The following is a 26456-nucleotide window of genomic DNA, read 5'->3' as shown; positions in this document are numbered from 1 at the left end:
TGTCTCTCCCCTGTTTATTCCGCCGCTTTCGGCAGCTTGTTCTTCACCAGATTGTCGAGCGCCTCCTCGGTGAAAACGCGAAGCCCGAGGTCGGGCCAGTAGCCGTGGATCTCGTTGACGTCGAGCGCGCGCATGAAGGCGAGGATCTCCTCGCTGACCACCTGCCCCGGCACCAGGATCGGAAAGCCCGGCGGATAGGGGATGATGAACGAGGCCGAGACCACCTCGCGCCCCGATTTCATCGCCTGCCGGATCGAGCCGTCAAGCGCGAGATAGTCGCAGTTGTTCTCGTCGTAGCTGAGGAAGAAGGCGGTGCGGATGTCGCCCTCGGTGGTGCTCTGATCGCTGCGGAAGGCGTCGTGGAAGCGCGAGAAGTCCGGCAAGGGCGGCAGGTCCACCATCAGCGCCTTGACCCGGTGCTCGAAGGCCAGCCGCTCCATCTTCGAGGCATCGTCGAGCCGCTCGTCGAGCTCGTTGGCGATCTCGACCAGCACCTCGATGAGATAGGCGACCGAGGACCGCGTCGTGCCAATATTGGTCATGAAGAGGACCGTGTTGCGCGAGGTCTTGTTGATCTGGATCCCGTACTTGTCCATCAGGATCTTGGTCTTGAACGTGTCACCGTCCCAGCCGGTCCCGCCCACCGCGAGCGTCACCCGCGTCGCGTCGAGCACGAACTCGTCCTTCTCCCAGCATTCCCAGATATCGGTCCAGCCCTGATGGGGATCGTAATAGCTCTCGACCCCGCTCTCGCGGTACTCGGCCGGGATCATGTCGCCCGCCGCCAGCACCTTGAAATACTTCTGCAGCAAGGGATGGGTCGCGATCGCCTTGCGCATCGACATCGCCGCCTCGACCTGCCGCTGGACGAATTCGAACCCTTCCAGTTCCACCTGCCGCCGGCCGACGTCGAGCGAGGCGATGATCTGGTAGTTCGGGCTCGTGGAGGTATGGGTCATGTAGGCTTCGCGGAAGCTCTGCTCGACCTCGCCCTTGAAGTCCTGGTCGTTGACATGGATCATCGAGCCCTGACGGAGCGAGGTCAGCGTCTTGTGTGTCGACTGGGTCGCATAGGCCCGCACCCGCGCATCCGGCGGCGCCACGAGCCGGGTCTTCAGAAGCGTCGCCTCGTCGGCGTCCTTCAGCTTTTCCTGCTGCTTTTCCCAGGCCTTGGCCTGTTCGGGGCTCCGCAGCCGCTCGCGCAGATGGTTGGCGGCGTTCATCGCGGTGCGCTGGCGGTAGGTCGGGCCGAAGCGGGCGAAGGCGAACCAGGCCTCGTCCCAGAGGAAGATCAGGTCGGGTTTGATGGCGAGGCATTCCTCCATCACCCGCTCGACGTTGTAGACCACGCCGTCGAAGGTGCAGTTGGTCAGGAGAAGCATCCGGACCCGGTCGAGCTTGCCCGCCGCCTTCAGCTTCAAAAGCTGGTGCTTGATCTCCTTCAGCGGCACCGCGCCGTACATCGAGTATTCGTTCAGGGGATAGCTGTCGAGATAGACGACCTGCGCGCCCGCGAGCACCATGCCGTAATGGTGCGACTTGTGGCAGTCGCGGTCGATCAGCACGATATCGCCCGGCCGCATCAGCGCCTGCACCACGATCTTGTTGCAGGTCGAGGTGCCGTTCGTGGCAAAGAAGGTCTGTTTCGCACCGAAGGCCCGCGCGGCGAGTTCCTGCGCCTTCTTGATCGGCCCGTGCGGTTCCAGGAGGCTGTCGAGCCCGCCGCTCGTCGCCGAGGTCTCGGCGAGGAATATGTTCGGCCCGTAGAACGCCCCCATGTCCTGGATCCAGTGCGATCGCGAGATCGACTTGCCGCGAGAGATCGGCATGGCGTGGAAGACGCCCGTCGGCTGCTTGGAATACTCCACGAGCGCGGTGAAGAACGGCGTCTTGTAGCGCGACTGCACGCCCCGGAGGATGTTGAGATGCAGTTCGAGGAAGTCCTCCTGATTGTAGAACACCCGCCGGCAGATGCCGAGATCGAGCCCGGCGATCTCCTCGACCGAACGTTCGGTGACGAGATAGGCGTCAAGCTCGGGCCGCACCTTGGCGATCAGCCGGCAAAGCTCCGGCCCGTAATCCTCGGCCTTCAGCGCCTCGATCCCCTCCGCCCCGCCGGCGCGGTTGAGATAGCGTTTCAGGATCGGCAGCTCGGTCTTCGACTTCAGCGAGAGGCCGGGCCGCACCACCACCGCCTGGACGTTGTGGTTGAAGAGGATGCCGATCAGCGCGTCCTCGAGGCTTGGGACCACGACGGTCTCGTAGATGAACGGATCCTCAGGCCGCCGCATCCGCTGAACGTTGTTCCTCAGCCAGCGTTCCTGATGCTCGTTCAGATCGTCGACGATCATCACTTCGAAATAGGGCCGCGCCAGCGCCCGCGCCTCGGGCGAGAGCATGGCCTCGTCCTCGTGATCCTCTGCATCGGCGCTGTCGCGGTCCAAGGGGATGTGGCGGCGGCGATAGGCGCCGGTGGTCAGCGCCCGCGCCGCGCGATGGGTGCCGAAGGCGAGATCGTCAAGATTGCCGTGCTCGAACTGCCGGCGCAGGTGGTCGAAAGCCTGCACGCCCGGAAAGGCCCAGTAGGTCTCGACCAGCGCCAGCGCGTCGAAGAGCCGTTCGACCTCCTTGCGCTGGGCGTCCGCCTTGCGGCCCGAGGGGTCACGCGCCAGCGCGGCAGTCGCCGCGCGCAATGCGCTCCACCGGTCCGAGCGGAGCTGGATCGCCGAATAGTAGTCGTTGACCGATTGCATGGCCTCGTCCCCGTTTTATACGGCGGCCGAGGATTTACGGGTCAGCGGATGCCCGGCAGACCCGAGCGATCAGCCGCTCGCTGATTTGTCCGCCAGTGGTGGCGGAAGGTCCTCCTCATCCGATCTCGCCGAATGGAAGGCCAGATTGTGAACAGCATGCGACATTGCGTGAGCGCTCACAACCGGTAATTCCAGCCCCAGCCGCGACCCCTGGCGCGGCATCTCCAGCGGCCCGAGGGTCTTGAGATACGCATCCGCGCCGCTGGTCCGGTCATAGACCGAGAACTCCGCCGAGCGGTCGCGGAAGCTCTTCAGCACCTGGCCGAGCCCCTTGATTCCGGTCTCGCGCTGGCGCCGGACATAGGAGAGATCGACCTCGATCGGGAACATGTCCTCCTGCCCCCCGGACTGGTGCAGCACCGTCGCCGCCGGATCGACGATGAGCGAGCGCCCCACCCCGCCGGCGCTGAGGCCGTTCACGTCGATGACGTAGCACTGGAACTGCGCCGCCGTGGCCCGCGCGATCGCCAGTTCCGCATCGCGGTCGGTGGTGCCGGTCAGGACCGGGTGCAACAGCACCTCGACCCCGGCCGAGGTGAGCTGGCGCGTCGTCTCCGGGAACCAGATGTCGTAGCAGATCGAGAGCCCGAAGCGGCCGACCTCGGGCACGTCGAAGACGCAGAACTCGGTTCCGGCCTCGACTTCCGATTCATAAGGCCGGAACGGGAACATCTTGCGGTAGCGGCTGACCACATGGCCCGTCGGGTCGATGACGGCGGAGGTGTTGTAGATCCGCCCGTCCTCGGTCTTCTCGAACATCGAGCCGGGGATCAGCCAGACCTTGTGGCGCCGGGCGGCGGCGCGGAACTGGTCGAGCGCCTCGTTCTCGAAGGGCTGCGCGAAGCGCGGCAGCGGCCCGTAAGGCGCCAGCTCCGAGAAGAGCACCATCTGGGTCCAGGGAAAACGCGCCATCAGGATATCGAGGCGATGGATCATGCCTTCGACGTTGGAGTTGAGCGCGCTGACATGCATCTGCACGCCGGCAATGGCGAAAGGGGTCATATTCCGTATCTCCGTCGGCCGTCCGCCCCCGCGAGGCAGCACAGGCCTTAGTCCGTTCATCGCCCTCCTTAGCGGCAAATCGACGGCACGGAAACCAGATCGCGCAAAAGTGTGGCGTGGCCGCCGCACCGGCCGTACGGGGCGGCGCGGCGGCGCCCGTTTCCACAGCGTCAATTATAGGTGGCAAAATGTCGCTTTCGACGCTCCACCCCTGTCGTTTTCGGCTCATAAGCGCCCGGCATTCACCCACGGCCGCCGGCCGCCTCAAGGACCCCGCCCATGCTTCGCGATTCCGACATCCTCTCGCAGCTTCTCTCGCGCCGCCCGAAGACCTCGCTTGGCCGTGACTTCTACACCGCCCCCGAGGTCTACGACGCCGACATGCGGCTGATCTGGACCCGCGACTGGGTCTATGTCGCCTCCGCGCCCGAGATCGCCAAGCCCGGCAACTACGTTACCGTCCAGATCGGCGACTATTCGGTGATCGTCGTGCGCGGCAACGACAACGTCGTCCGCGCCTTCCACAATTCCTGCCGCCACCGCGGCAGCCGGATCTGCCAGACCGCCAAGGGCTCGAACCCGAAACTCGTCTGCCCCTACCACCAGTGGACCTACGAGCTTGACGGCCGCCTCCTCTGGGCGCGCGACATGGGCAAGGACTTCGACGCCTCCAAGCACGGGCTGAAGCCGGTCCATTGCGACATGGCCGCCGGCATGATCTTCATCTGCCTCGCCGAGACCGCGCCCGACTTCGCGCCCGTGAAGGCCGAGGCCGACCGATACACCGCCAAGCACACGCTGTCCGACCTCAAGGTCGCGTTCCAGTCGACGATTGTCGAGAACGGCAACTGGAAGCTCGTGCTCGAGAACAACCGCGAATGCTACCACTGCTCGGGCTCGCACCCGGCGCTCTGCCGCACCTTCAACGACGACCCGAACCTCGTCGGCGCCGATGACTCCGTCTCCTCGCCCGCCGGCGCGGCCCATGTCGCGCGCTGCGAGGCGGCCGGCCTGCCCTCGAAATACATCATCGACCCCAACGAACAGTGGCGCCTCGTCCGCATCCCCTTCGTCGGCGACGCGGTGAGCTACACGATGGACGGCAAGGCGGCGGTGAAGAAGATGCTGCCCGAGATGCCCTTCGCCAACGCGGGCTCGCTCCTCTTCTTCCACTACCCCAACACCTGGAACCACTTCCTCTCGGACCACGTCCTGAACTTCCGCGTCCTGCCGGTCAGCCCGACCGAGACGCAGGTGACCACGACCTGGCTCGTCCACAAGGACGCGGTCGAGGGCGAGGACTACGACATCCAGCGCCTGACCGAGGTCTGGGAAGCGACCAACGACGAGGACCGCATCGTGGTCGAGCAGAACCAGCTCGGCATCAATTCGCCCGCCTATGAGCCCGGCCCCTATTCCGAGCTTCAGGAAAGCGGCGTGATCCAGTTCATCGACTGGTACGTCGCGACGCTGCAGAACCGGCTCGTCGGCCGCAAGATCATGGCGGCGGAGTAATCGCCATGATCCCGATGCCACGCGAGGACACGCCGCTCTGGTCCGACAGCGAACCCCTGGAATGCGTGATGGTCGTCCCCGAGGCGCCGAACGTGAAGACCTTCGTCTTCCGTCCGCCCTCGGGCGCCACCTTCCTGTTCCGCGCCGGGCAGTTCATCACGCTTGAGCTGCCGGTCAAGGGCGGGCCGATCTACCGGACCTATACGATCTCCTCGAGCCCGACCTCGAACGTCTATCTCTCGATCACCGTGAAGGCGCAGCCCGACAGCGAGGGCTCGCGCTGGCTCGTCGAGAACCTCGTTCCGGGGATGCGGCTCAACGTCAAGGGACCGGGCGGCGTCTTCCACCTGCCGCGCCAGCCGAACGGCAAGTACGTCTTCATCTCGGCGGGCTCCGGCGTCACCCCGATGATGTCGATGGCCACCTTCCTGTGGGAACGCGGCGAGGAGCCCGACATCAGCTTCGTGCAATGCGCCAACCGGCCCTCCGATCTGATCTTCCGCAAGCGGCTGGAATACATGGCGGGCCGGGTGCGGGGCCTGCGGCTCCACTTCGTCGCGGCCGAGGAGGACCCCTACGAGGTCTGGACCGGCTATCGCGGCCACTTCAACCAGCTGATGCTGGGCCTCATGACGCCCGACTACCTCGACCGCGACGTCTATTGCTGCGGGCCCGAAGGCTTCATGCAGTCGGTGCGCGACATGCTGCATTCGCTCGGCTACGACATGTCGCGCTACCACCAGGAGACGTTCCAGGCCCCGGTGCTCCGGGTCGAGGACATCGAGATCCCCGAAGACGTGGTGCCGCAGGAGACCGCGAAGGCCGAGATCGTCTTCACCGGCTCCGAGATCACCGCGACCTGCGCCGAGACCGACACGATCCTCGCGGTCGCCAAGTCCTCGGGGCTCAACATTCCCTCGGGCTGCAATTTCGGCGTCTGCGGCACCTGCAAGGTCAAGACCCGCTCGGGCCAGGTCCACATGGTCCACAACGGCGGAATCAGCGAAGAGGACATCGAGGCCGGCTACGTCCTCGCCTGCTGCTCGCGCGCCATCGGCCGGGTCGAGGTGGATATCTGATCCTCCGCGGGCCCGGCCGTCCCGGCCGGGCCTATTTCAAGATCGTCAGCAGGTTGGCGAAATCGTCGGTCCAGACGCGCCCGCCATCGGAAGCCAAAGGCTGCCATCTTTCGTCCCGCGCGAGCGGGCCGAGCGCGCGTTCGCTCCGCGACAGAAGCACGACGCGGGAGCCGCTGTCGCCAGGATCGACCTCCTCATTGCCCTCATAGTCCTGGATCCGCGCCTCGAGTCCCAGCGCCTCGGCGCTCCGCGACAGGGGGCGCTCGATCGCGTAGTAGCGGTTCGAGATGTGGTAGACCAGAAGCCCGTCCGGAGCGAGCCGGTCGAGGTAGAGCTGCATCGCCTCATGCGTCGTCAGATGCATCGGCACCGCGTCCGACCCGTAGGCGTCGATGATCAGGATGTCGTAGACCAGCCCCTCCTGCCCCGCGAGCACCATGCGCGCATCGCCAAGATGGGTGGGCGCGTCAGCCGCGCAGCTCGACATGAAGGTGAACAACGCGGGATTGCGCGCGATATCGTCGACGACGCGGTCGATCTCGTAGAAATGCCAGTCCTGCCCCGCCTGCCGGTAGCAGGCGAGCGCACCCACCCCGAGACCGACGATGCCGACGCGCCCGGCCTCGAGCCCCGCCTCCGAGGTCAGGACCTGCGCCATCGGGCCGTTCGGGTGGTAGTAGTACTGCGGCTCCGGCCGGGCCGCTCCGTAATCGGTCAGCCGCTCGGCGCCGTGGAGCGTGGTGCCGTTGGTGTACATCCGCATCCCGGCCTGGTCGGTCACCCGATGGGTGCCGAAGAAGCTCCGGTCGCGAAAGCCGTAGCCATCGGGAAGGACATAAGTTCCCGACACCATGACAAGCCCCGCCGCCAGCGCCGCCGCCGGGAGTGTCCTGCGCAAGGCGATCGCGGCGAAGGCGGCCATCGCGAACATGATCAGCTTCAGCACCAGCCAGTCGTCGATCAGCACGACCCGCGCCGCGATCACGACCGGCAGCGCCGCCAGCACCCCGGCGATCAGCCCCCTGCGGATCAGCGGCCGCGTCAGCCGCATCTCGGCGCTGAGCACCAGCGTCGTCGCCAGAAGCGTCGTCACGCCGCCCTCGGCGAGACTCTTGAAGACGACCGGCGCCAGGACCGAGTTGAAAAGCCCGCCAAGGGCTCCGCCCACCGACATGACCAGATAGAACAGCGTCAGATGCGCTCCCGAAGGCCGCGCCGCGTACAGTTTCTGATGCGCGAAAAGCGCCACGACGAAGAAGCTGAGGATCAGAAGGCCCATGCGCCAGAAGTCGAGATGCGCCCCCGCCAGCCCGGTGAAGAGCGCGCCGAGCCAGCCGAGCGCGCCGAGATAGGCGACGCGCAACATGACCGGGCTCAGGAAGGACCGGCGCGTGAAGGTCACCACGAAGCTGAGCAGGTAGAGCGCGAGCGGGATCACCCAGACGAGCGGGATCGCCCCGACATCGGTCGAGATCTTGGTCGTCACCGCCAGCATCATCGACGAAGGCACGAAGGCAAGAAGCACCCAGCGCCCGATCGTCGCCGCCGAGGGCCGCGCCTCGCGCACCGACGCCTCGGCATGTGTGACGAAGTCGCGCCCTCGCGCAGCCAGAAGCCCAGAGGCCAGCAGGAACGCGCCCAGAAGACCGAAGCCCGCCGCCCATCCCCGCCCGATCTCGGTCGCGCCGAACAGCGGCTCGGCCACCAGCGGAAAGGCCAGAAGCGCCACGAGCGAGCCGAGATTGCTCGCGCCATAGAGGAAATACGGGTCCTCGGCCGACGGCCCGTCGCTGCGTGCATACCACGATTGCAGAAGCGGCGCGTTGGCCGATAGAACCGCGAAGGGCACCCCCACGCCAAGGCCGAAGAGCATCAGCGTCTGCCAGACCGCCGGCCGCCCGGCATCGTATTGCCAGCCCTCGGGGATCGCGAGCGGCAGGAATACCAGCGCGCCCGCCCATAAAAGCAGATGCAGCACCAGCTGCGCCCGGACCGGCAGGTGCCGCGCCACCAGATGCGCATAGAGATAGCCGCCGATCAGCACCGTCTGGAAGAACAGCATCGCCGTCGTCCAGACCGCCGGCGCGCCGCCGATCTGCGGCAGCACGATCTTGGCAAAGAGCGGCTGGACGAAGAACAAGAGCGAAGCGCTGAGGAAGATGGTGCCGGTGAAGACGACGGGCGTGAGAACGCTCGGCCTAGCGGCGCTGTCGGTATCGGTCGCGTACATGCATTGCCCCGGGATTCGTGATCAATTACCAGTAAACCGGCGGAATGGGTCCGGAATGGGGCAAAACCGGGGTATCGCTAGGCCATTCGCCGCCCGATCGCTCGCCTTGACGCCGCATCGCCCCCGATGCACCGTGCGCCCGCCCGACCGACCGACGCAAAGGATGCCCATGACCCGCCTCGCCCGCACTCTCGCCGCCATCGACGCAGCCAATGACGCCGACCCCGACCGGTCGGAGGGCGCGCCCGCCGCCCGGCTCTACGGCGAGCGCATGACGGCGGAACTCGACCGGCTCTTCCCCGACGCCTCCGACGAGCTCAGGATCGCAGCGCGCGGCCAGCATATCGAGCGCTGGACCTCGCCGCGGGCAAGCTATCCCGAGGGCCGCGAGGGCTACCTGACCTGGCGCCGCGACCTCGCTGCCTTCCATGCGACCCGCGTCGGCGAGATCATGGCCGAAGCGGGTTATGACGCCGCCGCGATCGCGCGGGTGGGCACCATGCTGCGCAAGGAGGGAATCAAGCGTGACGCCGAGGTGCAGGCACTCGAGGACGTGATCTGCTTCACCTTCCTGCGCTGGTATTTCGCCCCCTTCGCCGGGGGCCGCGACGCGGACGAGCTCGAACGCATCGTCGCCAAGACCGCCCGCAAGATGTCCGCCGAGGCCCGCGCCCGCGCGCTGGCCGAGTTCGACCTGCCCGAGCCTTTCGCCGCCGCCTTCCGGGCCTGACCGCCCGGCTTTGCCGAGGAATCCGAAGGGCTTGCGCCGCGCGGCTCACCCGCAATCGAGAGTTGAGGGCGGCACCCGCAGCGCGCCCGAAGCCGTTTCCGTATCGGAAATCGTCACACTTCGGTCACAGCGACTGTTGCCGAAATGACCCGTAGTTCGGCGGCTTTCCGCGCTGCGGCTAGGCGTGGCGGCCGAAGAGGCGCAGAATCAACTTGACGGTGCCAGATAGCGACCATATCTGCGCCGCGCCAAAGCCACCGCGACGTGTTGGCATGGCATGAGGACAGGCTACCGAATGCGGCCCCCGGGCCGCGCTGCAAGGAACGAAGATATGGAATATCCCAGGCAGATGGACGCGGGCCAGGAGCGGCCGGAGCAGGCATCCATCGGCAAACCCCAGGCCCGCCAGCAGAGCGCCGAACAGCCGGTCTCGCGGCAACAGCAACAGTCGGAAGGTGAGCGTACCTCCGGCCAGATGGGCGCCACGATCTTCACCGACTGGGCCTCGATCTGAGCCCTTGCGGGCCGCTTGCCCGCACCGCTAGTCTCGGGGCCCCGACCGAGGAGCCCCGATGCCCCGTCCCGTCTCCGCCATCCCCAATCTCGGCCCCGCCTCCGAGGCGGCCTTCGCCCGCGCCGGCATCGGCTCGGCAGAGGAGATCGAGGCGATGGGCGCCGACGCCGCCTACCTGAGGCTGCTGCAATCGGGAACGCGCCCCCATTTCATCGGATATTACGTTCTGGTCATGGGCCTTCAGGGAAGGCCCTGGAACAACTGCCAGGGCGCCGAGAAACAGGCGCTCCGCGCGGCGTTCGACGCGCTCAAGGCCGAGGCCGAGTCGACGCCCTCCAAGGAAAAGGACCGCTCCCGGCTGGAAGCGGTCCTCGATGAGATCGGGCTTCTCCACCCGCGCTGAGACGATTTTTGAGAAAAAATCGTCCGAAAATTCTTGAAGAATTTTCGTCAGCCGACGAGTTCGAGACCCGAGAAGAAGAAAGCGATTTCCTGCGCCGCGGTTTCGGCCGCATCCGAGCCGTGAACCGAGTTCTCGCCCACCGAGAGCGCGAATTCCTTGCGGATCGTGCCAGCGTCGGCATTGGCGGGGTTGGTGGCGCCCATCACTTCGCGGTTCTTCGCGATCGCGTTCTCGCCCTCGAGCACCTGCACCACGACCGGGGCCGAGGCCATGAACTCGCACAGTTCGCCGTAGAAGGGGCGTTCCTTGTGGACTTCGTAGAACTTGCCGGCCTGCTCCATCGAGAGCTTGATGCGCTTCTGCGCGACGATGCGGAGGCCCGCGTCCTCGAACTTGGCGTTGATCTTGCCGGTCAGGTTGCGGTTGGTCGCGTCGGGTTTGATGATGGACAGCGTGCGTTCGATCGCCATGGGATGTGCCTTCTGATTGGGGGACGCCGGGCGTGTTGCCGCGCGTCGGATGATCCGCGCGCCTGCTAGCATGGGTCTTCACGAATGAAAAGGTGGCGCGGCCGTCGGATGCGGATGCCTCCGGCGGGGATATTTGCAGCAAGATGAAGGCAGGGCGCTTCCAGCGGCCGGACGGCTCTGCTATGGCGGCGCCCATGCTCAGGATCGCCGACATCACCTATTCCGTCGAAGGCCGCCCCCTGTTCGAGGGCGCCTCGGCGACGATTCCGGCCGGCCACAAGGTCGGTCTCGTGGGTGCCAACGGCACCGGCAAGACCACGCTCTTCCGGCTGATCCGGGGCGAGCTCGCGCTTGAAGGCGGCGAGATCGCGCTGCCGTCCCGTGCGAAGATCGGCGGCGTGGCGCAGGAGGTGCCCTCGTCCTCGACCTCGCTCCTCGACACCGTGCTCGGCGCCGACACCGAACGCGCGGGCCTGATGGCCGAAGCCGAGACCGCGACCGACCCGCACCGCATCGCCGAGATCCAGGCCCGGCTCGCCGATATCGACGCCTGGTCGGCCGAGGCGCGGGCGAGCGCGATCCTGAAAGGGCTCGGTTTCGACAATGACGACCAGCGCCGGCCCTGCTCGGACTTCTCCGGCGGCTGGCGGATGCGGGTGGCGCTCGCGGGGGTGCTCTTCGCCCAGCCCGACCTTCTGCTCCTCGACGAACCGACCAACTACCTCGACCTCGAGGGCGCGCTCTGGCTGGAAAGCTACCTCGCGAAGTACCCCCATACCGTCATCATCATCAGCCACGACCGCGGGCTCCTGAACCGTGCCGTCGGCGCGATCCTGCACCTGGAAAACCGCAAGCTCACGTTCTGGTCGGGCCCCTACGACCAGTTCGCCCGCCAGCGTGCCGCCCTGCGGGCCGTGCAGGCCGCCGAGGCCAAGAAGCAGGACGCGCGCCGCGCGCATCTGCAAAGCTTCGTCGACCGCTTCAAGGCCAAGGCCTCGAAGGCGGTGCAGGCCCAGAGCCGGGTCAAGATGCTCGAGAAGATGACGCCGATCCTCGCCCCCGAGGAGGCAAAGAAGGTGGTCTTCACCTTCCCCGAGCCCGAACAGCTCTCGCCGCCGATCATCACCATGGAGGGCACCTCCGTCGGCTATGACGGCCCGCCGGTGCTGCGCCGCCTGTCCCTGCGCATCGACCAGGACGACCGGATCGCACTTCTGGGTCGCAACGGCGAGGGAAAGTCCACGCTTTCCAAGCTGCTGGCAGGCAAACTTCAACCGTGCGACGGCAAGGTCGTGCGCTCCTCGAAGCTCCGGATCGGCTATTTCGCCCAGCACCAGGTCGACGAGCTGCATCTCGACGAGACGCCCCTGCAGCACATCCAGAGGCTCCGCCCCGAGGAGGGCCAGCCGCGCCTGCGCGCCCGGCTCGCCGGTTTCGGCTTGGGCGCCGACCAGGCCGAGACCGTGGTCGGCCGCCTCTCGGGCGGCCAGAAGGCGCGGCTCTCGCTCCTCTTGGCCACGCTCGACGCGCCGCATCTCCTGATCCTCGACGAGCCGACCAACCACCTCGACATCGAGAGCCGCGAGGCGCTGGTCGAGGCGCTGACCGAATATTCCGGCGCGGTGATCCTCGTCTCCCACGACATGCACCTTCTCGGCCTCGTCGCCGACCGGCTCTGGCTCGTAAAGGGCGGCGCGGTGGCGCCCTATGACGGCGATCTCGACAGCTACCGGCGCGAGCTTCTGGCCGGCGACGATGCCCAGAAGCCCGCCGATAAGGCGAAAGCGAAGCCGGCGCGCGCTGCGTCGCGCGACGCGGTCCTGGCGCTGAAGGCCGAGGTCCGAAAATGCGAGGAGCGGCTCGAAAAGCTCGCCGAGATGCGCGAGCGTCTGGCCGTGAAGCTGGCCGATCCGGCGCTCTACGAGGATGCCCGCATCCAGGAGCTTGAAGGCTGGAACCGCAAGTTCGCCGAGATCGAGGAGGCGACCGCCCGCGCCGAGGCGCTTTGGATGGCGGCGGCCGAACGGCTCGACGCGGCCGAAACGGTCTGAGCCCTTGCCGCGGGGCCTGCCCGGCCCTAAGGCTTGTGCATGGATACCGCGTTCCTGATCACGGCCTTCGCCACGCTCTTCGTCGTCATCGACCCGCCGGGGCTGGTGCCGATGTTCATCGCGCTCACGCAGGGCATGGATGCCGACCACCGGCGCCGGCTCGGGCTCCGCGCCTGCCTGATCGCGGGCGTCCTCCTGACGCTCTTCGGCCTCTTCGGCGAATCGATCCTCGGCTTCATCGGCATCTCGATGTCGGCCTTCCGCATCGCAGGGGGGATCCTGCTGTTCCTGACCGCGCTCGACATGCTGTTCGAACGCCGCACCCAGCGGCGCGAGGGCCAGCACCCTGACCCGCATCACGATCCCTCGGTCTTCCCGCTCGCGACGCCGCTGATCGCCGGGCCCGGCGCGATCGCCACGATGATCCTCCTTATGGGACAGTCGGGCGGCGGCTGGCAGGGTACGCTGACGGTGCTCGGCCTGATGTTCGCGATGCTCGCGGTCACCTTCCTCTTCTTCCTCGCCTCACCGCCGCTCGAGCGGCTGCTCGGCCGCACCGGGACCGTGGTGATCACCCGGCTCCTCGGCATGCTCCTCGCCGCGCTCTCGGTCCAGTTCGTCATCGACGGCGTGCGGGAAACCGGGATGGTCTGAACGATGGACACGGGCGACGTACCGCGCCTCGTCTACCTCGGGCTCCTGCTTGCCGTGATCGCCGGCTATTTCCTGATGGCCAACCGCCGGCAGCTCGGCAAGGTCGCGCAGCAGGCCGCGATCTGGGGGCTGATCTTCCTCGGCGCGGTCGCCGTCGCCGGGCTCTGGGACGACATTCGCCGCTCGACCCGCCCCGCCGAGGCGGTGATCCGCGGCGACAGTATCGAGGTTCCGGCGGCCGCGGACGGGCATTTCTACCTCTTGGCGGAGGTGAACGGCGTGACGGTCCGCTTCGTCGTCGACACCGGCGCCACCGACATCGTGCTCACCCGGCGCGACGCGGCGCGGGCGGGGCTCGACCCTGAGGGCCTGAACTACTTCGGCACCGCGATGACCGCGAACGGCCGCGTCGCGACGGCGCCAGTGCGGCTCGACACGCTGGCGATCGGCGGCGTGAGCGACGCCAACGTGCCCGCCGTCGTCAATGGCGGCGAGCTGAACACCTCGCTTCTCGGCATGAGCTATCTCAGCCGCCACGAGGTCACCTTCTCCGGCGACCGGATGATCCTTCGGCGCTGACTGGACTGCCGCGCGCTAAGCCTATATGGCCCGGACGCAAGTCCCGCACGGGGGCGCAAGGGGACGCAGCCTTTGACCGTCGAAACTCTCATCATCAGCCTGCGCTCCGCTTCCGCCCGGCGCGCGATGCAGTCGGCGCAGCTGGCCCGGCTCGGGCTTCCGCACCGGTTCCTCGATGCCGTGAACGCCGCCGGGTTGCCGGCCGCCGATCTCGCGACGCTGCGACGCGCGTGGTGCCGGCCGCTCAGGGCGAGCGAGATCGCCTGCACCCTGAGCCACCGGCAGGCCTGGACCGAGGTGGCCGCCGGCACCGCGCCACGGCTCATCCTCGAGGACGACGCGGTGCTTGTGCCCGCCACCGCCGCCGTGCTTGACGTGCTGAAGCACAGATCCGATCTCGACTGCGTGACGCTCGAGACCTTCACCCTCCCCAAGCTCCTCGGCCGGCGCCAGGCCATCGGCGCGACGGGCCACACGCTCGCGGAAGTGTATCGCGACACGGCCGGCGCCGCGGCGTACCTGCTCTGGCCCGCCGGCGCGCGGCGGCTGCTCGCGAGCTTGCCCGGTCTCCTGCCGCCGGCGGATGCCGCCATCAATCTGACCGTCGGACTGCGCATGTACCAGGTCGAGCCGGCCTGCGCGATGCAGGCGATATTCCTGCCTCAGTACGAGGGCATCACGCCCGAGATTGCCCAGACCTCGATTTCGAACGCGCCGCGACCGAAGGTGGACTCGGCCGGCACCTGGCTCCGCTACAAGCTCCGCCGCCTGCGCGTCTCGGCCATCCTGCTCAGAAAACGGCTGCGCGGGCTTGGCCGGTCGGAAAAACGGATCGTCGAGTTCCGCACCGCGTAACCGCCGGCCTCAGCCGCTCTCGGCCTTCTTCTGCCAGCGGCCGCTCTCCTCGCTCCAGTACTGCGCCGGAACGCCGGCTCCGGTAAGCGCCTTCCACTGGCCACGCGCGCGCTCGACCGCCGCCGGGTCGTTGCCGTCGAAGATCACGCAGACCCGCTCCAGCGCGCGGCACTCCTCCGGCCCGACCTCGGCACCATCGACCGCCATCAGGCACTGCGCGCCGTTCGGCGCCTCCTGCCCGTCGGTCAGCAGCACCGGCTGCAAAGCGTCATGCGGCCCCCCGGCGATCCCGTGCGGCAGGAAGCTCTCCTCGCCGCCGAGCCAGAGCTTCTGGTCGAGCCAGTCGAGCCGCTCCGCCGCGCGCGCCCGCACCACCACATGCCAGCCCGCCTGCAGCGACTTCGCCAGGAGCATCGGCAGCGTCGCCTCCAAGGGCGACCGCGTCAGGTGGTAGAAGAGCGCGTTGCCCATCAGCCTTCCAGCATGTCCCTGACCAGCCGGTCGAGCGCCATGACGCCCCAGCCCGACGCCCCTTTCGGCGCGAGCACGGTCTCCTTCGGCGGCAGCGCCACCCCGGCGATGTCGAGATGGCACCAGGGCGTCTCGTCCTTGACGAAGCGGCGCAGGAACTGCGCCGCGGTGATCGAGCCCGCGGGCCGCCCGCCGGTGTTCTTGATATCGGCGAGCCGCGACTTGATCAGCTCGTCATAGGCCGGCCCCATCGGCATCCGCCAGGCGCCCTCGCCCTCGGCCTCCGCCGCCTTCAGGAACGCCGCGCAGAGCTTGTCGTCGTTCGAGAACACGCCCGCGTTCTCGTGGCCGAGCCCGATGATGATCGCGCCCGTCAGCGTCGCGAGGTTGATCATGCCGGTCGGCTTGAACCGCTCCTGCGCGTACCAGAGCACGTCGGCCAGCACGAGCCGCCCCTCGGCATCGGTGTTGATCACCTCGATCGTGTCGCCCTTCATCGACTTGACGATATCGCCCGGCCGCTGCGCCTTGCCGTCGGGCATGTTCTCGACGAGCCCGACGAGGCCGACGACATTGGCCTTGGCCTTCCTCAGCGCGAGCGTCCGCATCACCCCGGCGACGACACCGGCGCCGCCCATGTCCATCGTCATCTCTTCCATGCCGGCCGCGGGCTTGATCGAGATGCCACCGGTGTCGAACACCACGCCCTTGCCGACGAGCGCGAAGGGCGCCTCGCCCTTCTTGCCGCCGTGCCATTGCATGACGACGACCTTGGAGGGGCTCTCCGACCCCTGCCCCACGCCCAGAAGCGCCCGCATCCCGAGCTTTTCGAGATCCTTCTCCTCCAGCACCTCGACCGCGAGGCCGAGCTTCTTCATCGCCGCCAGCCGGTCGGCGAAATCGCTGGTGGTCAGCACGTTGGCGGGCTCGTTGACGAGATCGCGGGTGAAGCAGACGCCCTCGGCCACCGCCGCCATCGGCGCGAAGGCGGCCCCGGCATCCTCGGGCTTGTCGGCCATGACCACCGCCGCGCCCTTCGCGGGCTTCTCGGCGGTACGGTACTCGGCGAACTCGTAGCCCCGAAGCGCAAGGCCGAGCGCGATCTCGGCGGCGCGCGGATGGTTCGCGGCAAGCACCGTCACGCCCCCCTCGCCAAGCTCTTTGCCAATCGCGGCTCCGGCCTTGCGCGCCTCGGCGACCGTGGCGCGGCGGGCGAGCTTGACGAGCTGCACCGCCTCGGCCTGAAGCCCGGCCGGGTAACCGAGGTCCATCGCCTCGCCGGGCTTGAGCTTGCCCCAAGCCTTGCCGTCCATCGCGCGGGTGATCGCCCCCTTCATCTGCCGGTCGAGCCGGCGCGCGACCGTTCCGGGCCGCGTATCGGGCGCGAGGATCACCGCGATCCGGCCGGTGGCCGCGGTCAGGGCATCGAAATCGGTGGCGGTAAAGGTCACGGCGACGGGTGCGCTCATCTGGGATCTCCGGCGTGGTTTTGCCGGACCCTACAGGCGGCTCCGGTGCTTGGCCAGATAGGAGTTTTCCCGCCCTGAGGTTTCGGTTAGGGATGGGCGCACAGAAGACGGGAGAAGAAGAAGTGTCCAGATTCGACAGATACATGCTGTCGCAGCTGACGATGCTTTTCGGCTTCTTCGCGCTCGTGCTGGTGGCGGTCTACTGGGTCAACCGGGCAGTTCTGCTCTTCGACCAGCTGATCGCCGACGGCCAGTCGGCTTGGGTCTTTCTCGAATTCACCGCGCTCACGCTGCCGAACGTGATCCGCCTCGTCCTACCGGTCGCGGCCTTCATCGCCTCGGTCTATGTCACCAACCGGCTCTCGTCGGAAAGCGAACTCGTGGTGATGCAGGCGACCGGCTTCTCGCCCTTCCGCCTCGCGCGGCCGGTGCTCTATTTCGGTCTCGTCGTCGGGTTGATGATGGCGGTCCTCGTCCATGCGCTGGTCCCCGCGAGCCGGGCCAAGCTCGCCGAGCGGCGCGCCGAGATCGCCGAGAACGTCGCCGCGCGGTTCCTCGGCGACGGCGACTTCCTGCATCCCGCGCCGCAGATCACCTCCTATATCCGCGAGATCACCCCGAGCGGAGAGCTGCTCGACCTCTACCTCTCGGACATGCGCACGCCCGACGAGCGCACCGCCTATACCGCCGAACGCGCACTCCTGGTCCGGACCGAGACCGGACCGAAACTGGTGATGTTCGACGGGATGATCCAGACGCTCGACACGCAGACCAAGACGCTCGCGCTGACGCGGTTCGAGAACTACTCCTACGACATCGGCGCGCTGATCGGCCGGCCGGGCGAAGGCCGGCCCACCGTGGACGAGGTCTCGACCGCGACGCTGCTCTGGCCCGATCCCGAGATGGCCGAGCGGATCGGCGCGAGCCGGAACGCGATGCTTTTCGCCGGGCACGAGCGGCTGTCGCAGCCGTTCCTCGCCGTCGTGGCCGCGCTGATCGGGTTTTCGACGCTCCTGACTGGCGGCTACAGCCGCTTCGGGCTCTGGCGCCAGATCGTGGTCGCGGTGTTCCTGCTGATCGGCGTGCAGTTCCTCGTAAACGGCGCCACCAACATGGCCACCCGCGACCCCGAGCTCTGGCCGGTCGTCTACCTGCCGATCCTTGCCGGGCTTGCGGCCTCCGCAGCACTCCTGTCGATCTCGGGGCGGAGCCGGCGGGTGCGGCACGATCTCGTCGGGGCGGTGGCGTCATGATCCTGTCGCTCTACATCGCCAGGCGCTTCTTCACCATGTTCCTCATGGTCTTCGCCGGCTTCTTCGCGGTACTCTTCCTGATCGACATGGTCGAGGAGATCCGCCGCTTCGCCGACCAGGGCCTCAGCCTCGCCGCCACGGCCGAACTCGCGCTCTTGAACACGCCGCAATCGGCCTACCGGATCCTTCCCATGACGGTGATCCTCGCCGCGATCGCGCTTTTCCTCGCGCTGGCGCGGTCCTCCGAACTGGTGGTCATCCGCGCCTCCGGCCGCTCGGCGCTGAGCATGCTGGGGGCGCCGCTCGTCGCCGCGCTGGTCATCGGCGCCATCGCCGTCACGGTGCTGAACCCGATCGTCGCGGGCACCGCAAAGCAGTACGAGGCGAAGTCGAGCCGCTACAAGCACGGAGAAGAGAACGTGCTGTCGGTGTCCCGCGAAGGTCTCTGGCTCCGCCAGGGCGGCCCCGATGGCCAGACCGTGATCCGCGCCGCGCGCGCCAATTCCGACGGCACCACGCTTTACGGCGCCTCGTTCACAACCTTCGCACCCGAAAGCGGCCCGGTCTCGCGGATCGACGCGGCGGAAGCGACGCTGAGCGACGGCGCATGGCTCCTGAAGGAGGCCAAGCGGTGGCACTTCATGCTCGGCGCCAATCCCGAACGCGACGCAACCTATTACGAGGTCTTCCGCCTCGCCTCCGATCTCACCGCCGACCAGATCCGTGAAAGCTTCGGCGCGCCCTCGACGATCCCGATCTGGGAACTGCCGGCGTTCATCGACAGCCTCGAACGCGCCGGCTTCTCGGCGCGCAAGCACAATGTCTGGCTGCAGATGGAGCTCGCGCTGCCGCTCCTGCTCGTCGCGATGGTGCTTGTCGGCGCCGGCTTCACGATGCGCCACGCCCGCTCGGGCCGCACCGGGATGATGGTGCTCATGGCGATCATCTCGGGCTTCGCGATCTTTCTCCTGCGCAACTTCGCCCAGGTCCTCGGCGAGAACGGCCAGATCCCGGTCGCGCTCGCCGCCTGGAGCCCGCCGCTCGCGGCGGCCCTCCTGTCGCTGAGCCTCGTGCTGCATCTGGAGGACGGCTGATGCGCCTATTCGCAGGCTTTGTCGCGGCGCTTCTGCTCGCTTTTCCCGCCGCCGCGCAGGATGAGGCGCAGGCCGCGGCCACCCTGGTCGCCGACCGGGTCTACCTTACCGGCGACAACACGCTCACCGCCGAGGGCGCTGTCGAGGTGCTCTACAAGGGCGCCCGGCTCACCGCGGAAAAGATCGTCTACGACAGCACCGGCGACCAGATCCGCATCACCGGCCCGATCACGCTGATCGACGGCCAGGGCGCGGTGGCACTCGCCGATTCCGGCGAGATGTCGCGCGACCTGACCGAGGGTGTGCTCCGAAGCGCGCGGATGATGCTCGACCAGCAGCTCCAGCTCGCCGCCGTCGAACTGCGGCGCACGGGCGGCGGCCGCTACACCGCCTTCGACAAGGTCGTCGCCTCCTCGTGCCAGGTCTGCCCGACCAATCCCGTGCCGCTCTGGGAGATCCGCGCCCGCCGGGTGATCCACGACCGCGAGAAGCGCATGCTCTACTATCAGCACGCGCAGTTCCGCGTCTCCGGCGTGCCGGTCTTCTACACGCCGCGCCTCAGGATGCCCGACCCGACCCTCGACCGCGCGCCCGGCTTCCTGATTCCGCGCTTCCGCACGACGTCGAAACTCGGCTTCGGCTTCAAGCTGCCCTATTTCCTGCCGCTCGGCGACAGCCGCGACATCACGTTCACGCCCTATCTCTCGGTCAACCGGACCCGGACGCTGGAATTCCGCTACCGCGAGGCGTTCCGCTCCGGGACCATCGAGTTCAACGGCGCCCTGACCGACGACGACATCCGGCCCAACGAGACCCGCGGCTATCTCTTCGCCGAGGGCCAGTTCCGGCTGCCGCGCGACTTCCGGCTCGACTTCACGCTGCAGGGCGTGACAGATGACGCCTACCTGCTCGACTACGACAAGAGCGATACCGACCGGCTCAGGAGCGGCGTCGCGGTGACCCGGACGCAGCGCAACGAACACATCGACGCGCGCCTCTTCCGCTACTGGTCGATCCGCTCGGGCGACGACAATTCGGTGCTGCCGACTTGGGTCGGCGACGTGACGTTGAAGCGCCGCTTCGCCCCCAGCCAGCTCGGCGGCGAGGGCCAGATCACCGTCCAGACCCACTCCCTGCGCCGCAGTTCCAATATCGACATCGACGCCAATGGCGACGGCGTCACGGACGGCCGCGACGTCGCGCGCGCAACGCTCCAGGGCGACTGGCGCCGCAACTGGATCCTTGCCAACGGCATGGTCGTCTCGACCGGGCTCCAGGCCACGGGCGATATCTACGCGATCAGCCAGGATGCGAGTTATCCGGGCACCGTGGCCCGTTTCACTCCGGCCGCCGCGGTCGAGCTCCGCTGGCCCTGGGTCCGCTACGAGGACCGCGGGGCGAGCCATGTGCTCGAACCGGTGGCCCAGCTGGTCTGGAGCCCGAACACGACCGAGGACGTGCCAAACGAGGACAGCCAGGTCGTCGCCTTCGACGAGGGCAACCTCTTCGGCTTCAACCGCTTCCCGGGCGCCGACCGGCACGAGCTCGGCACGCGGCTCAATGTCGGGCTCAGCTGGACCCGCCACGCGCCCGGCGGCTGGTCGACGGGCGTGACCGCCGGCCGAATCTTCCGGGCCGAGGATCTCGGCCAGTTCACGCCGGGAAGCGGCCTCGACGGGGCGGTGTCGGATTGGCTCGTCTCGGCCCGGGTCGACTCCGGACAGGGCCTGACCCTGGTCAACCGCGCGCTCTTCGACGACGGGTTGGATTTCAGCCTCGACGAGCTCGGCATCGCCTATGCGCGCGACCGCTATTCCTTTGCGGCCAGCTACCTCTGGCTTGTCGAAGATCCCGTCGAGGGCCGTCCCTCGCCGAGTTCGGAACTCCTGATGAATGCCCGCTGGGATGTCAGCCGAAACTGGCGCGGCCGGGTCTCGGGGCGCTACGACTTCGAGGCCGCGAGCGCGGTACGCGCCGGGTTCGGCCTGACCTACCGCAGCGAATGCGCCACGATCGATCTTTCGCTCTCGCGTCGGTTCACGTCCTCGACTACTGTGACCCCCAGCACGGATTTCAACGTCTCGGTGGTCATGAACGGTTTCGGGACCGGCAACGACGGGCGGCGCTATCGCCGCAGTTGCACCTACTGAGTACCGCGGGACGGAAATCGAAACGAAGAACAGAGCAGACGGACGACAGACTATGCGCTTCACCCTCCTCCTCTCTCTCGCCCTCGCGGCGGCCACGGCGCTGCCGGCACTGGCTCAGGGCAGCCGGTTCTCGACGGTCGTGATCGTCAACGACGCCGCGATCACCCGGTACGAACTCGAGCAGAGGACCCGCTTCCTGCAGCTCCTGCGCGCGCCCGGAGACCCGGCCGTTGAGGCCGAGAAGGGCCTGATCGACGACCGGCTTCGCAGCCAGGCCGCCGAGGCCGCCGACATCACCCTGACCGAGGAGCAGATCGCCGCCGGCATGACCGAGTTCGCCGCCCGCGCCAATCTCAGCGCCGAGGAGTTCGTGAGGGCGATCGGCCAGGGCGGAATCGCGCCCGAGACGTTCCGCGACTTCGTGTACTCCGGCCTTGCCTGGCGCGAGGTGGTGCGTGCCCGCTTCGGCCCCGGGATCGTCATCTCCGAAGCCGAGATCGACCGCGCGCTCTCGGTCGAGGCCGGACGCGGCGCCGGCCCGCGCGTGCTCCTGTCCGAGATCCTGCTGCCGGTCCGCCCGGACACCTCCTACGAGATGCGCCGCCTCGCGACCGAGCTTTCCGAGACGATCCGTTCGGAAGCCGATTTCGCCCGCGCCGCCCGCGCCCACTCCGCCGCGCCCTCGCGCGACCGGGGCGGCCAGATCGGCTGGATCCCCCTGACCAACCTGCCCGCGCAGGTCCGCCCGGCCGTGGCGGGCCTCGCCCAGGGCCAGGTGAGCCCGCCGATCCCGCTCGGCGACGCCATCGCGATCTTCCGCATGCGCGGCATCAACGAGGGCGGCGAGGTCAAGCCGGGAAATGTCACGGTCGATTACGCGCAGTACCTGATCCCCGGCGCCGGCACCGCCGCCGCCCAGGCCGAGGCCGCGCGGATCCGCGCGAGCGCCGACACCTGCGACGACCTCTACCGCGTGCTCCGCGGCGCGCCCGCTACCCAGCTGATCCGCGAGACGCGGCCGATCGGCCAGGTTCCCGCGGACATCGCGGCGGCGCTTGCCGGTCTCGACAGGAACGAGGTCTCGACCGCGCTCACCCGTGGCAACGCGCAGGTCTTCCTGATGCTCTGCAACCGTGACGCGACCATCGCCGAAGGCGGCGCCCCGGTCGCCGACCCTGCGGCGACCGCGCCCGAAGGTGCCCCGGCCATCGATCCCGATCTCGGCTTCGGCTCCGGCCCGAGCCGCGCCCAGATGCGCGAGGAACTGACCAGCCAGCGCCTCGGCAATCTTGCCGACGGCTATCTCGCCGAACTGCGGTCGGCCGCGATCATCCAGCGGCCGTGACGCACTCCGGATGCAGGATCTGCCCATCGCCTTGAGCTGCGGCGAGCCCTCCGGCATCGGCCCCGAGATCGCCGTCAAGGCGCGGGCCGCGCTCGGATCCGCACTGCCGCTCTTCTGGATCGGCGATCCGGCGCACCTGCCGCGGGGCTCCAGCATCGAGGAGATCGCGCACCCGGCCGAAGCAATGGCCGTGCCCGCCGACCGGCTGCCGGTCCTTGCGCATGCCTTCCCCGAGGCCGCGCCCCCGGGCGCACCCCGGCCCGCCAATGCCCCTGCTGTGATCGAGGTGATCGCCCGCGCGGTAAGGCTGGTCACGCGCGGCGAGGCGGCGGCACTCTGCACCGCGCCGATCCACAAGAAGGCGCTGAAGGACGGCGCGGGCTTCGCCTTTCCCGGCCATACCGAATATCTCGCCGATCTCGCCGGCGGCGCGCGCGTGGTGATGATGCTCGCCTGCCCCGATCTGCGCGTCGTGCCCGCGACGATCCATATCCCGCTCTCGGACGTTCCCGCCCGCCTCACGCCGGCCCTTCTCGAAGACGCGATCCGCATCACTCATGCCGGCCTGATCCGCGATTTCGGCCTCTCGGCGCCTCGGCTGGCCGTCGCGGGGCTCAACCCCCATGCCGGCGAGGGCGGCGCGATGGGCGACGAGGAAACACGGGTGATCGCCCCGGTTCTCGAGCGCCTGCGCGCCGAAGGCATGGCGATCGCCGGCCCCCTGCCGGCCGATACGATGTTCCACCCCGCCGCACGGGCCCGCTACGATGCCGCGATCTGCATGTACCACGACCAGGCGCTGATCCCGATCAAGACGCTCGACTTCGCCGGCGGCGTCAACGTGACCCTCGGCCTGCCGTTCATCCGCACCTCGCCCGATCACGGCACCGCCTTCGACATCGCCGGACAGGGCGTCGCCGACCCGGCAAGCCTGATCGCCGCGTTGAAACTCGCGCGGGAGATGGCCTGCGCCCGTCAGGCAGACCGCGCATGAGACCGCTCCAGCAGACCCCGAATTTTCTACGAAAATTCACCGATTTTTCGCCGAAAAATCGCACCCCGAAAGCCGGAGGGAACGACACATGGCGGCACTAGACGGCCTGCCGCCGCTCCGAGAGGTGATCGCCACGCACGGGATCGCGGCCAAGAAGAACCTCGGCCAGAACTTCCTTCTGGACCTCAACCTGACCGCCAAGATCGCCCGCTGCGCCGGCGATCTGTCGAAATGCGACGTGCTCGAGGTCGGCCCCGGTCCCGGCGGTCTTACCCGGGGCCTCCTCGCCGAGGGCGCACGCCGCGTGCTTGCCGTCGAGAAGGATGCCCGCTGCCTGCCCGCGCTGGCCGAGATCTCTGCCGCCTATCCCGGCCGGCTCGAGGTCATCAATGCAGACGCACTCGAGATCGACCCGCTCGCCCATCTCACGCCGCCGATCCGCATCGTCGCCAACCTGCCCTACAACGTCGGCACCGAGCTTCTGACCCGCTGGCTCACTCCGCCCGCCTGGCCGCCAGTCTGGGACAGCCTGACGCTGATGTTCCAGAAGGAAGTGGCCGAGCGGATCGTCGCCCAGCCCGGCTCCAAGGCCTACGGCCGGCTCGCGCTCCTCGCCCAGTGGCTCACCGACGCCCGCATCGTGATGACGCTGCCGCCCGAGGCCTTCACCCCGCCGCCGAAGATCCACTCGGCCGTCGTCCACCTCACCGCGCTGCCCGCGCCCCGCTTCCCGGCCGATCCGAAGATCCTCAACCGGATCGTCGCGGCCGGCTTCAACCAGCGCCGCAAGATGCTCCGGGCCAGCCTGAAATCGGTGGCGCCCGGGATCGAGGCAAGGCTAGAAGCCGCCGGGATCGCGCCCACCGCGCGAGCCGAGGAGATATCGCTCGAGGCCTTCTGCCGCCTCGCACGGCTGCTCGCGCAAGGCTGAGCACTGACTCAAACGGCCCGGACCTGGGGGCCGGGCCGTCTGAAAATCTGCCGGGGATGAAGTTTATTCGGCCGCGTCGGCGGGAGAATCGTCGCCCGGCGTGTCGTCCTTCGCCTTGGGCTCGGCGGCGCGCTTCTCGCGCGGCTTGCGCGGCCCGCGCGACCCGCGGCCGGTCTTCTTCTCGGCCGCCGGAGCGGGCTCCTCGGCCGGCTGCGGCATCTCCGGCATCATCGTCGCCGACGGCATCGCGCGGACGCTCGATTCCGGCGTCTCGACCAGCCCCGGGCCGTCATCCTCGGCCTCGTCGCGCGCCGTGGGCATCGGCCCCGAGCGGAACTCACCCGAATCGCGGCCGTTGCGCTCCTCGTAGCGCGACCGCTGGTTCTGGCGCTCGCCGCCATTGCCGCCCTGCCCCTGCCCGGGCTGGGCCGGACCGTTGCCGCCCTCGCCGGGCTGCTGTTGGCGCTGCTCCTGCTCGCGGCTCATCTCGCGCTGCGCCTCGCCCAGCATGCGCGTGTAGTGCTCGGCATGCTGGAGGAAGTTCTGCTCGGCCACGCGATCGTTCGAGAGCTGCGCGTCTCGTGCCAGAGTAAGGTACTTGTCGATGATCTGCTGCGGGGTGCCGCGCACCTTGCCCTCCGGACCGGAGGAATCGAAGACCCGGTTGACGATGTTACCGAGCGAGCGTTGACGGTTCGATTTCGAACGCGAACGGGATTTGGATGATCTCATGTGCTTTCGTCTGTCCGAGCCAAAGGGCTTGTGAGCGGGCTTGCCCGGTTCCGCGTCCTCTGCCGGATCTGTCCGACTGCGGCCTGCGGTTCCTCAACGTGCTGGGCGAAGCGGTCCGGGCGGCGCCAATCGCTCCACCCGTCACGGTTCCCTTAATGCATGATGCGAGGGCGTCGGCAAGCGGAATCTCGCAGCGCCGGCGGATTTCCCCTGTCACCGCGGCAATCTTAGCGCAAAAACCACCCGGTTGTCACGTTTCGGCCACCACGATCCGGTCGCGGCCATCGAGATCGGGAAGGATCACCACCCTTGCGAATCCCGCAGCCTCAAAGAGTTCCGCGACCGACGGGCCCTGGGTCGCGCCGATTTCGAGGATGACCGTCCCCCCAGGCACAAGATGCGCCGCCGCGCCGTCCGCGATCGCACGGTAGGCGTCGAGCCCGTCGCCGCCCGGCGTGAGCGCCAGGTGCGGCTCCCAGTCGCGCACCTCCGGGGCCAGCCCGGCCATCTCGTCCGCGGCGATGTAGGGCGGGTTCGAGACGATCAGGTCGAAGCGCCCCTCGATGCTGGCGAACCAGTCCGACCGCAGGAACCGGGCGCGCGCCTCGAGCCCAAGCGCCGCGGCATTGCCGCGCGCGACATCGAGCGCGGCCGGGCTCAGATCGGCGCCGAGCCCCTCGGCCTCCGGCCGTTCCGCCAGAAGCGTCAGAAGGATGCAGCCGGTTCCGGTGCCGAGGTCGAGGACCGTGCCGAAACGTCGCTCCAGCGCCGCCGCGATCAGCGCCTCGGTCTCGGGCCGCGGGTCGAGCGTGTCGCGCGTGACCCGGAAGCGCCGTCCGTAGAAATCGCGCCCGCCGGTGATCTGGCTCACCGGCTCTCGGGCGATCCGCCGCGCGACGGCCGCCTCGAAGGCGGCGCGCGCGGCCGGGCCGACAGGGTCGGGCAGGATGAGGCTCACCCGCTCCGGCGCGACGCCGAGCGCATGTGCGAGGAGCCGGCGGGCATCGCGCGGCGCGCCCTCGATCCCCGCCGCGCCGAGCCGCCGCACGGCGGCGGCGAGCAGTTCCGCACCGGTCACCGGCGGGCCCCGCCGCCGATGTTCAGGGCCGCAGGCCCGAGAAC

At 68.3% G+C, this 26456-nt stretch carries 23 protein-coding genes; 15 read left to right on the top strand and 8 right to left on the bottom strand.

Going from position 1 to position 26456, the window contains the following annotated elements; translation table 11 throughout:
• Nucleotides 1-14: 14 nt before the first annotated feature.
• Both R5H32_RS04970 and R5H32_RS04965 read right to left on the bottom strand, forming a co-directional pair.
• Nucleotides 15-2753: an aminotransferase class I/II-fold pyridoxal phosphate-dependent enzyme gene (locus tag R5H32_RS04970; protein WP_318337574.1), complete on the bottom strand. Its 2739-nt coding sequence runs from the start codon at nucleotides 2751-2753 to the stop codon at nucleotides 15-17.
• 69 nt (nucleotides 2754-2822) lie between these two features.
• Nucleotides 2823-3815: a carbon-nitrogen hydrolase family protein gene (locus R5H32_RS04965; protein WP_318337573.1), complete on the bottom strand. Its 993-nt coding sequence runs from the start codon at nucleotides 3813-3815 to the stop codon at nucleotides 2823-2825.
• A gap of 279 nt (nucleotides 3816-4094) precedes the next feature.
• On the opposite strand from R5H32_RS04965, the gene R5H32_RS04960 reads away from it, so the two are divergent.
• Together R5H32_RS04960 and R5H32_RS04955 are read left to right on the top strand one after the other, a co-directional pair.
• A complete protein-coding gene (locus R5H32_RS04960) occupies nucleotides 4095-5330 on the top strand; it encodes an aromatic ring-hydroxylating dioxygenase subunit alpha (RefSeq protein ID WP_318337572.1) in 1236 nt (411 codons plus the stop codon).
• Between the two features lie 5 nt (nucleotides 5331-5335).
• Nucleotides 5336-6409, top strand: coding sequence for a hybrid-cluster NAD(P)-dependent oxidoreductase (locus R5H32_RS04955; RefSeq protein ID WP_318337571.1), 1074 nt, complete (start codon nucleotides 5336-5338; stop codon nucleotides 6407-6409).
• A 31-nt stretch (nucleotides 6410-6440) separates the two neighbouring features.
• On the opposite strand, the gene R5H32_RS04950 is transcribed toward R5H32_RS04955, so the two are convergent.
• On the bottom strand, nucleotides 6441-8639 hold the full coding sequence (locus R5H32_RS04950; protein WP_318337570.1) for a transporter: 2199 nt from the start codon (nucleotides 8637-8639) through the stop codon (nucleotides 6441-6443).
• Between the two features lie 169 nt (nucleotides 8640-8808).
• On the opposite strand from R5H32_RS04950, the gene R5H32_RS04945 reads away from it, so the two are divergent.
• The 3 genes from R5H32_RS04945 (at nucleotide 8809) to R5H32_RS04935 (ending at nucleotide 10286) form a co-directional block, all read left to right on the top strand.
• Nucleotides 8809-9369 (top strand): DUF4202 domain-containing protein, encoded by a 561-nt coding sequence (locus R5H32_RS04945; protein WP_318337569.1) that lies wholly within the window; start codon nucleotides 8809-8811, stop codon nucleotides 9367-9369.
• 331 nt (nucleotides 9370-9700) lie between these two features.
• Nucleotides 9701-9883: a hypothetical protein gene (locus tag R5H32_RS04940; RefSeq protein WP_318337568.1), complete on the top strand. Its 183-nt coding sequence runs from the start codon at nucleotides 9701-9703 to the stop codon at nucleotides 9881-9883.
• A 58-nt stretch (nucleotides 9884-9941) separates the two neighbouring features.
• Nucleotides 9942-10286, top strand: a complete 345-nt coding sequence (locus R5H32_RS04935) for a TfoX/Sxy family DNA transformation protein (RefSeq protein ID WP_318337567.1) — start codon at nucleotides 9942-9944, stop codon at nucleotides 10284-10286.
• A 47-nt stretch (nucleotides 10287-10333) separates the two neighbouring features.
• Here the strand turns inward: R5H32_RS04935 and ndk are convergent, their stop codons facing one another.
• Nucleotides 10334-10756, bottom strand: coding sequence for a nucleoside-diphosphate kinase (gene ndk, locus R5H32_RS04930; protein ID WP_263332117.1), 423 nt, complete (start codon nucleotides 10754-10756; stop codon nucleotides 10334-10336).
• A gap of 194 nt (nucleotides 10757-10950) precedes the next feature.
• On the opposite strand from ndk, the gene R5H32_RS04925 reads away from it, so the two are divergent.
• From R5H32_RS04925 to R5H32_RS04910, 4 genes are all read left to right on the top strand, one after another.
• Nucleotides 10951-12807, top strand: a complete 1857-nt coding sequence (locus R5H32_RS04925; RefSeq protein WP_318337861.1) for an ABC-F family ATP-binding cassette domain-containing protein — start codon at nucleotides 10951-10953, stop codon at nucleotides 12805-12807.
• Nucleotides 12808-12846: 39 nt separating this feature from the next.
• Nucleotides 12847-13461: a MarC family protein gene (locus R5H32_RS04920; RefSeq protein WP_318337566.1), complete on the top strand. Its 615-nt coding sequence runs from the start codon at nucleotides 12847-12849 to the stop codon at nucleotides 13459-13461.
• A gap of 3 nt (nucleotides 13462-13464) precedes the next feature.
• Nucleotides 13465-14040, top strand: a complete 576-nt coding sequence (locus R5H32_RS04915) for a TIGR02281 family clan AA aspartic protease (protein ID WP_318337565.1) — start codon at nucleotides 13465-13467, stop codon at nucleotides 14038-14040.
• A 72-nt stretch (nucleotides 14041-14112) separates the two neighbouring features.
• A complete protein-coding gene (locus tag R5H32_RS04910; RefSeq protein WP_318337564.1) occupies nucleotides 14113-14895 on the top strand; it encodes a glycosyltransferase family 25 protein in 783 nt (260 codons plus the stop codon).
• A 9-nt stretch (nucleotides 14896-14904) separates the two neighbouring features.
• Here R5H32_RS04910 and R5H32_RS04905 read toward each other — a convergent pair whose 3' ends face one another.
• Together R5H32_RS04905 and R5H32_RS04900 are read right to left on the bottom strand one after the other, a co-directional pair.
• Nucleotides 14905-15366, bottom strand: coding sequence for a DNA polymerase III subunit chi (locus R5H32_RS04905; protein ID WP_318337563.1), 462 nt, complete (start codon nucleotides 15364-15366; stop codon nucleotides 14905-14907).
• Nucleotides 15366-16835, bottom strand: coding sequence for a leucyl aminopeptidase (locus R5H32_RS04900; RefSeq protein ID WP_318337562.1), 1470 nt, complete (start codon nucleotides 16833-16835; stop codon nucleotides 15366-15368). Before R5H32_RS04900 ends, R5H32_RS04905 begins: the two co-directional genes overlap by 1 nt.
• Before the next feature lie 122 nt (nucleotides 16836-16957).
• Here R5H32_RS04900 and lptF point away from each other — a divergent pair, with 122 nt between their 5' ends.
• The 6 genes from lptF to rsmA all read left to right on the top strand — a co-directional run bounded on the left by lptF (nucleotide 16958) and on the right by rsmA (nucleotide 24602).
• Nucleotides 16958-18088 (top strand): LPS export ABC transporter permease LptF, encoded by a 1131-nt coding sequence (gene lptF / locus R5H32_RS04895; protein ID WP_318337561.1) that lies wholly within the window; start codon nucleotides 16958-16960, stop codon nucleotides 18086-18088.
• A complete protein-coding gene (lptG, locus tag R5H32_RS04890; protein WP_318337560.1) occupies nucleotides 18085-19182 on the top strand; it encodes an LPS export ABC transporter permease LptG in 1098 nt (365 codons plus the stop codon). Before lptF ends, lptG begins: the two co-directional genes overlap by 4 nt.
• Nucleotides 19182-21332, top strand: coding sequence for an LPS-assembly protein LptD (locus R5H32_RS04885; RefSeq protein ID WP_318337559.1), 2151 nt, complete (start codon nucleotides 19182-19184; stop codon nucleotides 21330-21332). Before lptG ends, R5H32_RS04885 begins: the two co-directional genes overlap by 1 nt.
• Before the next feature lie 52 nt (nucleotides 21333-21384).
• Entirely contained in the window at nucleotides 21385-22677 is a 1293-nt protein-coding gene (locus R5H32_RS04880; protein WP_318337558.1) for a peptidylprolyl isomerase, read from the top strand.
• Nucleotides 22678-22687: 10 nt separating this feature from the next.
• Complete coding sequence (gene pdxA / locus R5H32_RS04875; RefSeq protein WP_318337557.1) at nucleotides 22688-23671, top strand: 4-hydroxythreonine-4-phosphate dehydrogenase PdxA; 984 nt, start codon at nucleotides 22688-22690, stop codon at nucleotides 23669-23671.
• An 88-nt stretch (nucleotides 23672-23759) separates the two neighbouring features.
• Nucleotides 23760-24602 (top strand): 16S rRNA (adenine(1518)-N(6)/adenine(1519)-N(6))-dimethyltransferase RsmA, encoded by an 843-nt coding sequence (rsmA, locus tag R5H32_RS04870; protein WP_318337556.1) that lies wholly within the window; start codon nucleotides 23760-23762, stop codon nucleotides 24600-24602.
• Nucleotides 24603-24665: 63 nt separating this feature from the next.
• Here the strand turns inward: rsmA and R5H32_RS04865 are convergent, their stop codons facing one another.
• Both R5H32_RS04865 and prmC read right to left on the bottom strand, forming a co-directional pair.
• A complete protein-coding gene (locus R5H32_RS04865; protein ID WP_318337555.1) occupies nucleotides 24666-25334 on the bottom strand; it encodes a DUF4167 domain-containing protein in 669 nt (222 codons plus the stop codon).
• Nucleotides 25335-25584: 250 nt separating this feature from the next.
• Nucleotides 25585-26412 carry a peptide chain release factor N(5)-glutamine methyltransferase gene (prmC, locus tag R5H32_RS04860; protein WP_318337554.1) on the bottom strand — a complete coding sequence of 276 codons (828 nt, stop codon included), beginning with the start codon at nucleotides 26410-26412 and terminating at the stop codon, nucleotides 25585-25587.
• Nucleotides 26413-26456 lie beyond the last annotated feature (44 nt).

This window comes from Defluviimonas sp. D31 (assembly GCF_033436765.1).
Lineage (GTDB): Bacteria > Pseudomonadota > Alphaproteobacteria > Rhodobacterales > Rhodobacteraceae > Albidovulum.
The sequence above is the reverse complement of the archived record's forward strand: the minus strand, read 5'-3'. Positions and strand labels throughout refer to the sequence as shown.

Bases quoted from the DNA above. Each gene is read 5' to 3' on its own strand.
- R5H32_RS04925 (WP_318337861.1), top strand. From the start codon at position 10,951: ATGCTCAGGATCGCCGACATCACCTATTCCGTCGAAGGCCGCCCCCTG.
- pdxA (WP_318337557.1), top strand. From the start codon at position 22,688: ATGCAGGATCTGCCCATCGCCTTGAGCTGCGGCGAGCCCTCCGGCATC.
- R5H32_RS04940 (WP_318337568.1), top strand. From the start codon at position 9,701: ATGGAATATCCCAGGCAGATGGACGCGGGCCAGGAGCGGCCGGAGCAG.
- R5H32_RS04935 (WP_318337567.1), top strand. From the start codon at position 9,942: ATGCCCCGTCCCGTCTCCGCCATCCCCAATCTCGGCCCCGCCTCCGAG.
- R5H32_RS04920 (WP_318337566.1), top strand. From the start codon at position 12,847: ATGGATACCGCGTTCCTGATCACGGCCTTCGCCACGCTCTTCGTCGTC.
- R5H32_RS04880 (WP_318337558.1), top strand. From the start codon at position 21,385: ATGCGCTTCACCCTCCTCCTCTCTCTCGCCCTCGCGGCGGCCACGGCG.
- ndk (WP_263332117.1), bottom strand. From the start codon at position 10,756: ATGGCGATCGAACGCACGCTGTCCATCATCAAACCCGACGCGACCAAC.
- R5H32_RS04885 (WP_318337559.1), top strand. From the start codon at position 19,182: ATGCGCCTATTCGCAGGCTTTGTCGCGGCGCTTCTGCTCGCTTTTCCC.
- R5H32_RS04905 (WP_318337563.1), bottom strand. From the start codon at position 15,366: ATGGGCAACGCGCTCTTCTACCACCTGACGCGGTCGCCCTTGGAGGCG.
- R5H32_RS04965 (WP_318337573.1), bottom strand. From the start codon at position 3,815: ATGACCCCTTTCGCCATTGCCGGCGTGCAGATGCATGTCAGCGCGCTC.
- R5H32_RS04865 (WP_318337555.1), bottom strand. From the start codon at position 25,334: ATGAGATCATCCAAATCCCGTTCGCGTTCGAAATCGAACCGTCAACGC.
- R5H32_RS04945 (WP_318337569.1), top strand. From the start codon at position 8,809: ATGACCCGCCTCGCCCGCACTCTCGCCGCCATCGACGCAGCCAATGAC.
- lptG (WP_318337560.1), top strand. From the start codon at position 18,085: ATGATCCTGTCGCTCTACATCGCCAGGCGCTTCTTCACCATGTTCCTC.
- R5H32_RS04915 (WP_318337565.1), top strand. From the start codon at position 13,465: ATGGACACGGGCGACGTACCGCGCCTCGTCTACCTCGGGCTCCTGCTT.
- R5H32_RS04955 (WP_318337571.1), top strand. From the start codon at position 5,336: ATGATCCCGATGCCACGCGAGGACACGCCGCTCTGGTCCGACAGCGAA.
- rsmA (WP_318337556.1), top strand. From the start codon at position 23,760: ATGGCGGCACTAGACGGCCTGCCGCCGCTCCGAGAGGTGATCGCCACG.
- R5H32_RS04900 (WP_318337562.1), bottom strand. From the start codon at position 16,835: ATGAGCGCACCCGTCGCCGTGACCTTTACCGCCACCGATTTCGATGCC.
- R5H32_RS04950 (WP_318337570.1), bottom strand. From the start codon at position 8,639: ATGTACGCGACCGATACCGACAGCGCCGCTAGGCCGAGCGTTCTCACG.
- R5H32_RS04960 (WP_318337572.1), top strand. From the start codon at position 4,095: ATGCTTCGCGATTCCGACATCCTCTCGCAGCTTCTCTCGCGCCGCCCG.
- R5H32_RS04970 (WP_318337574.1), bottom strand. From the start codon at position 2,753: ATGCAATCGGTCAACGACTACTATTCGGCGATCCAGCTCCGCTCGGAC.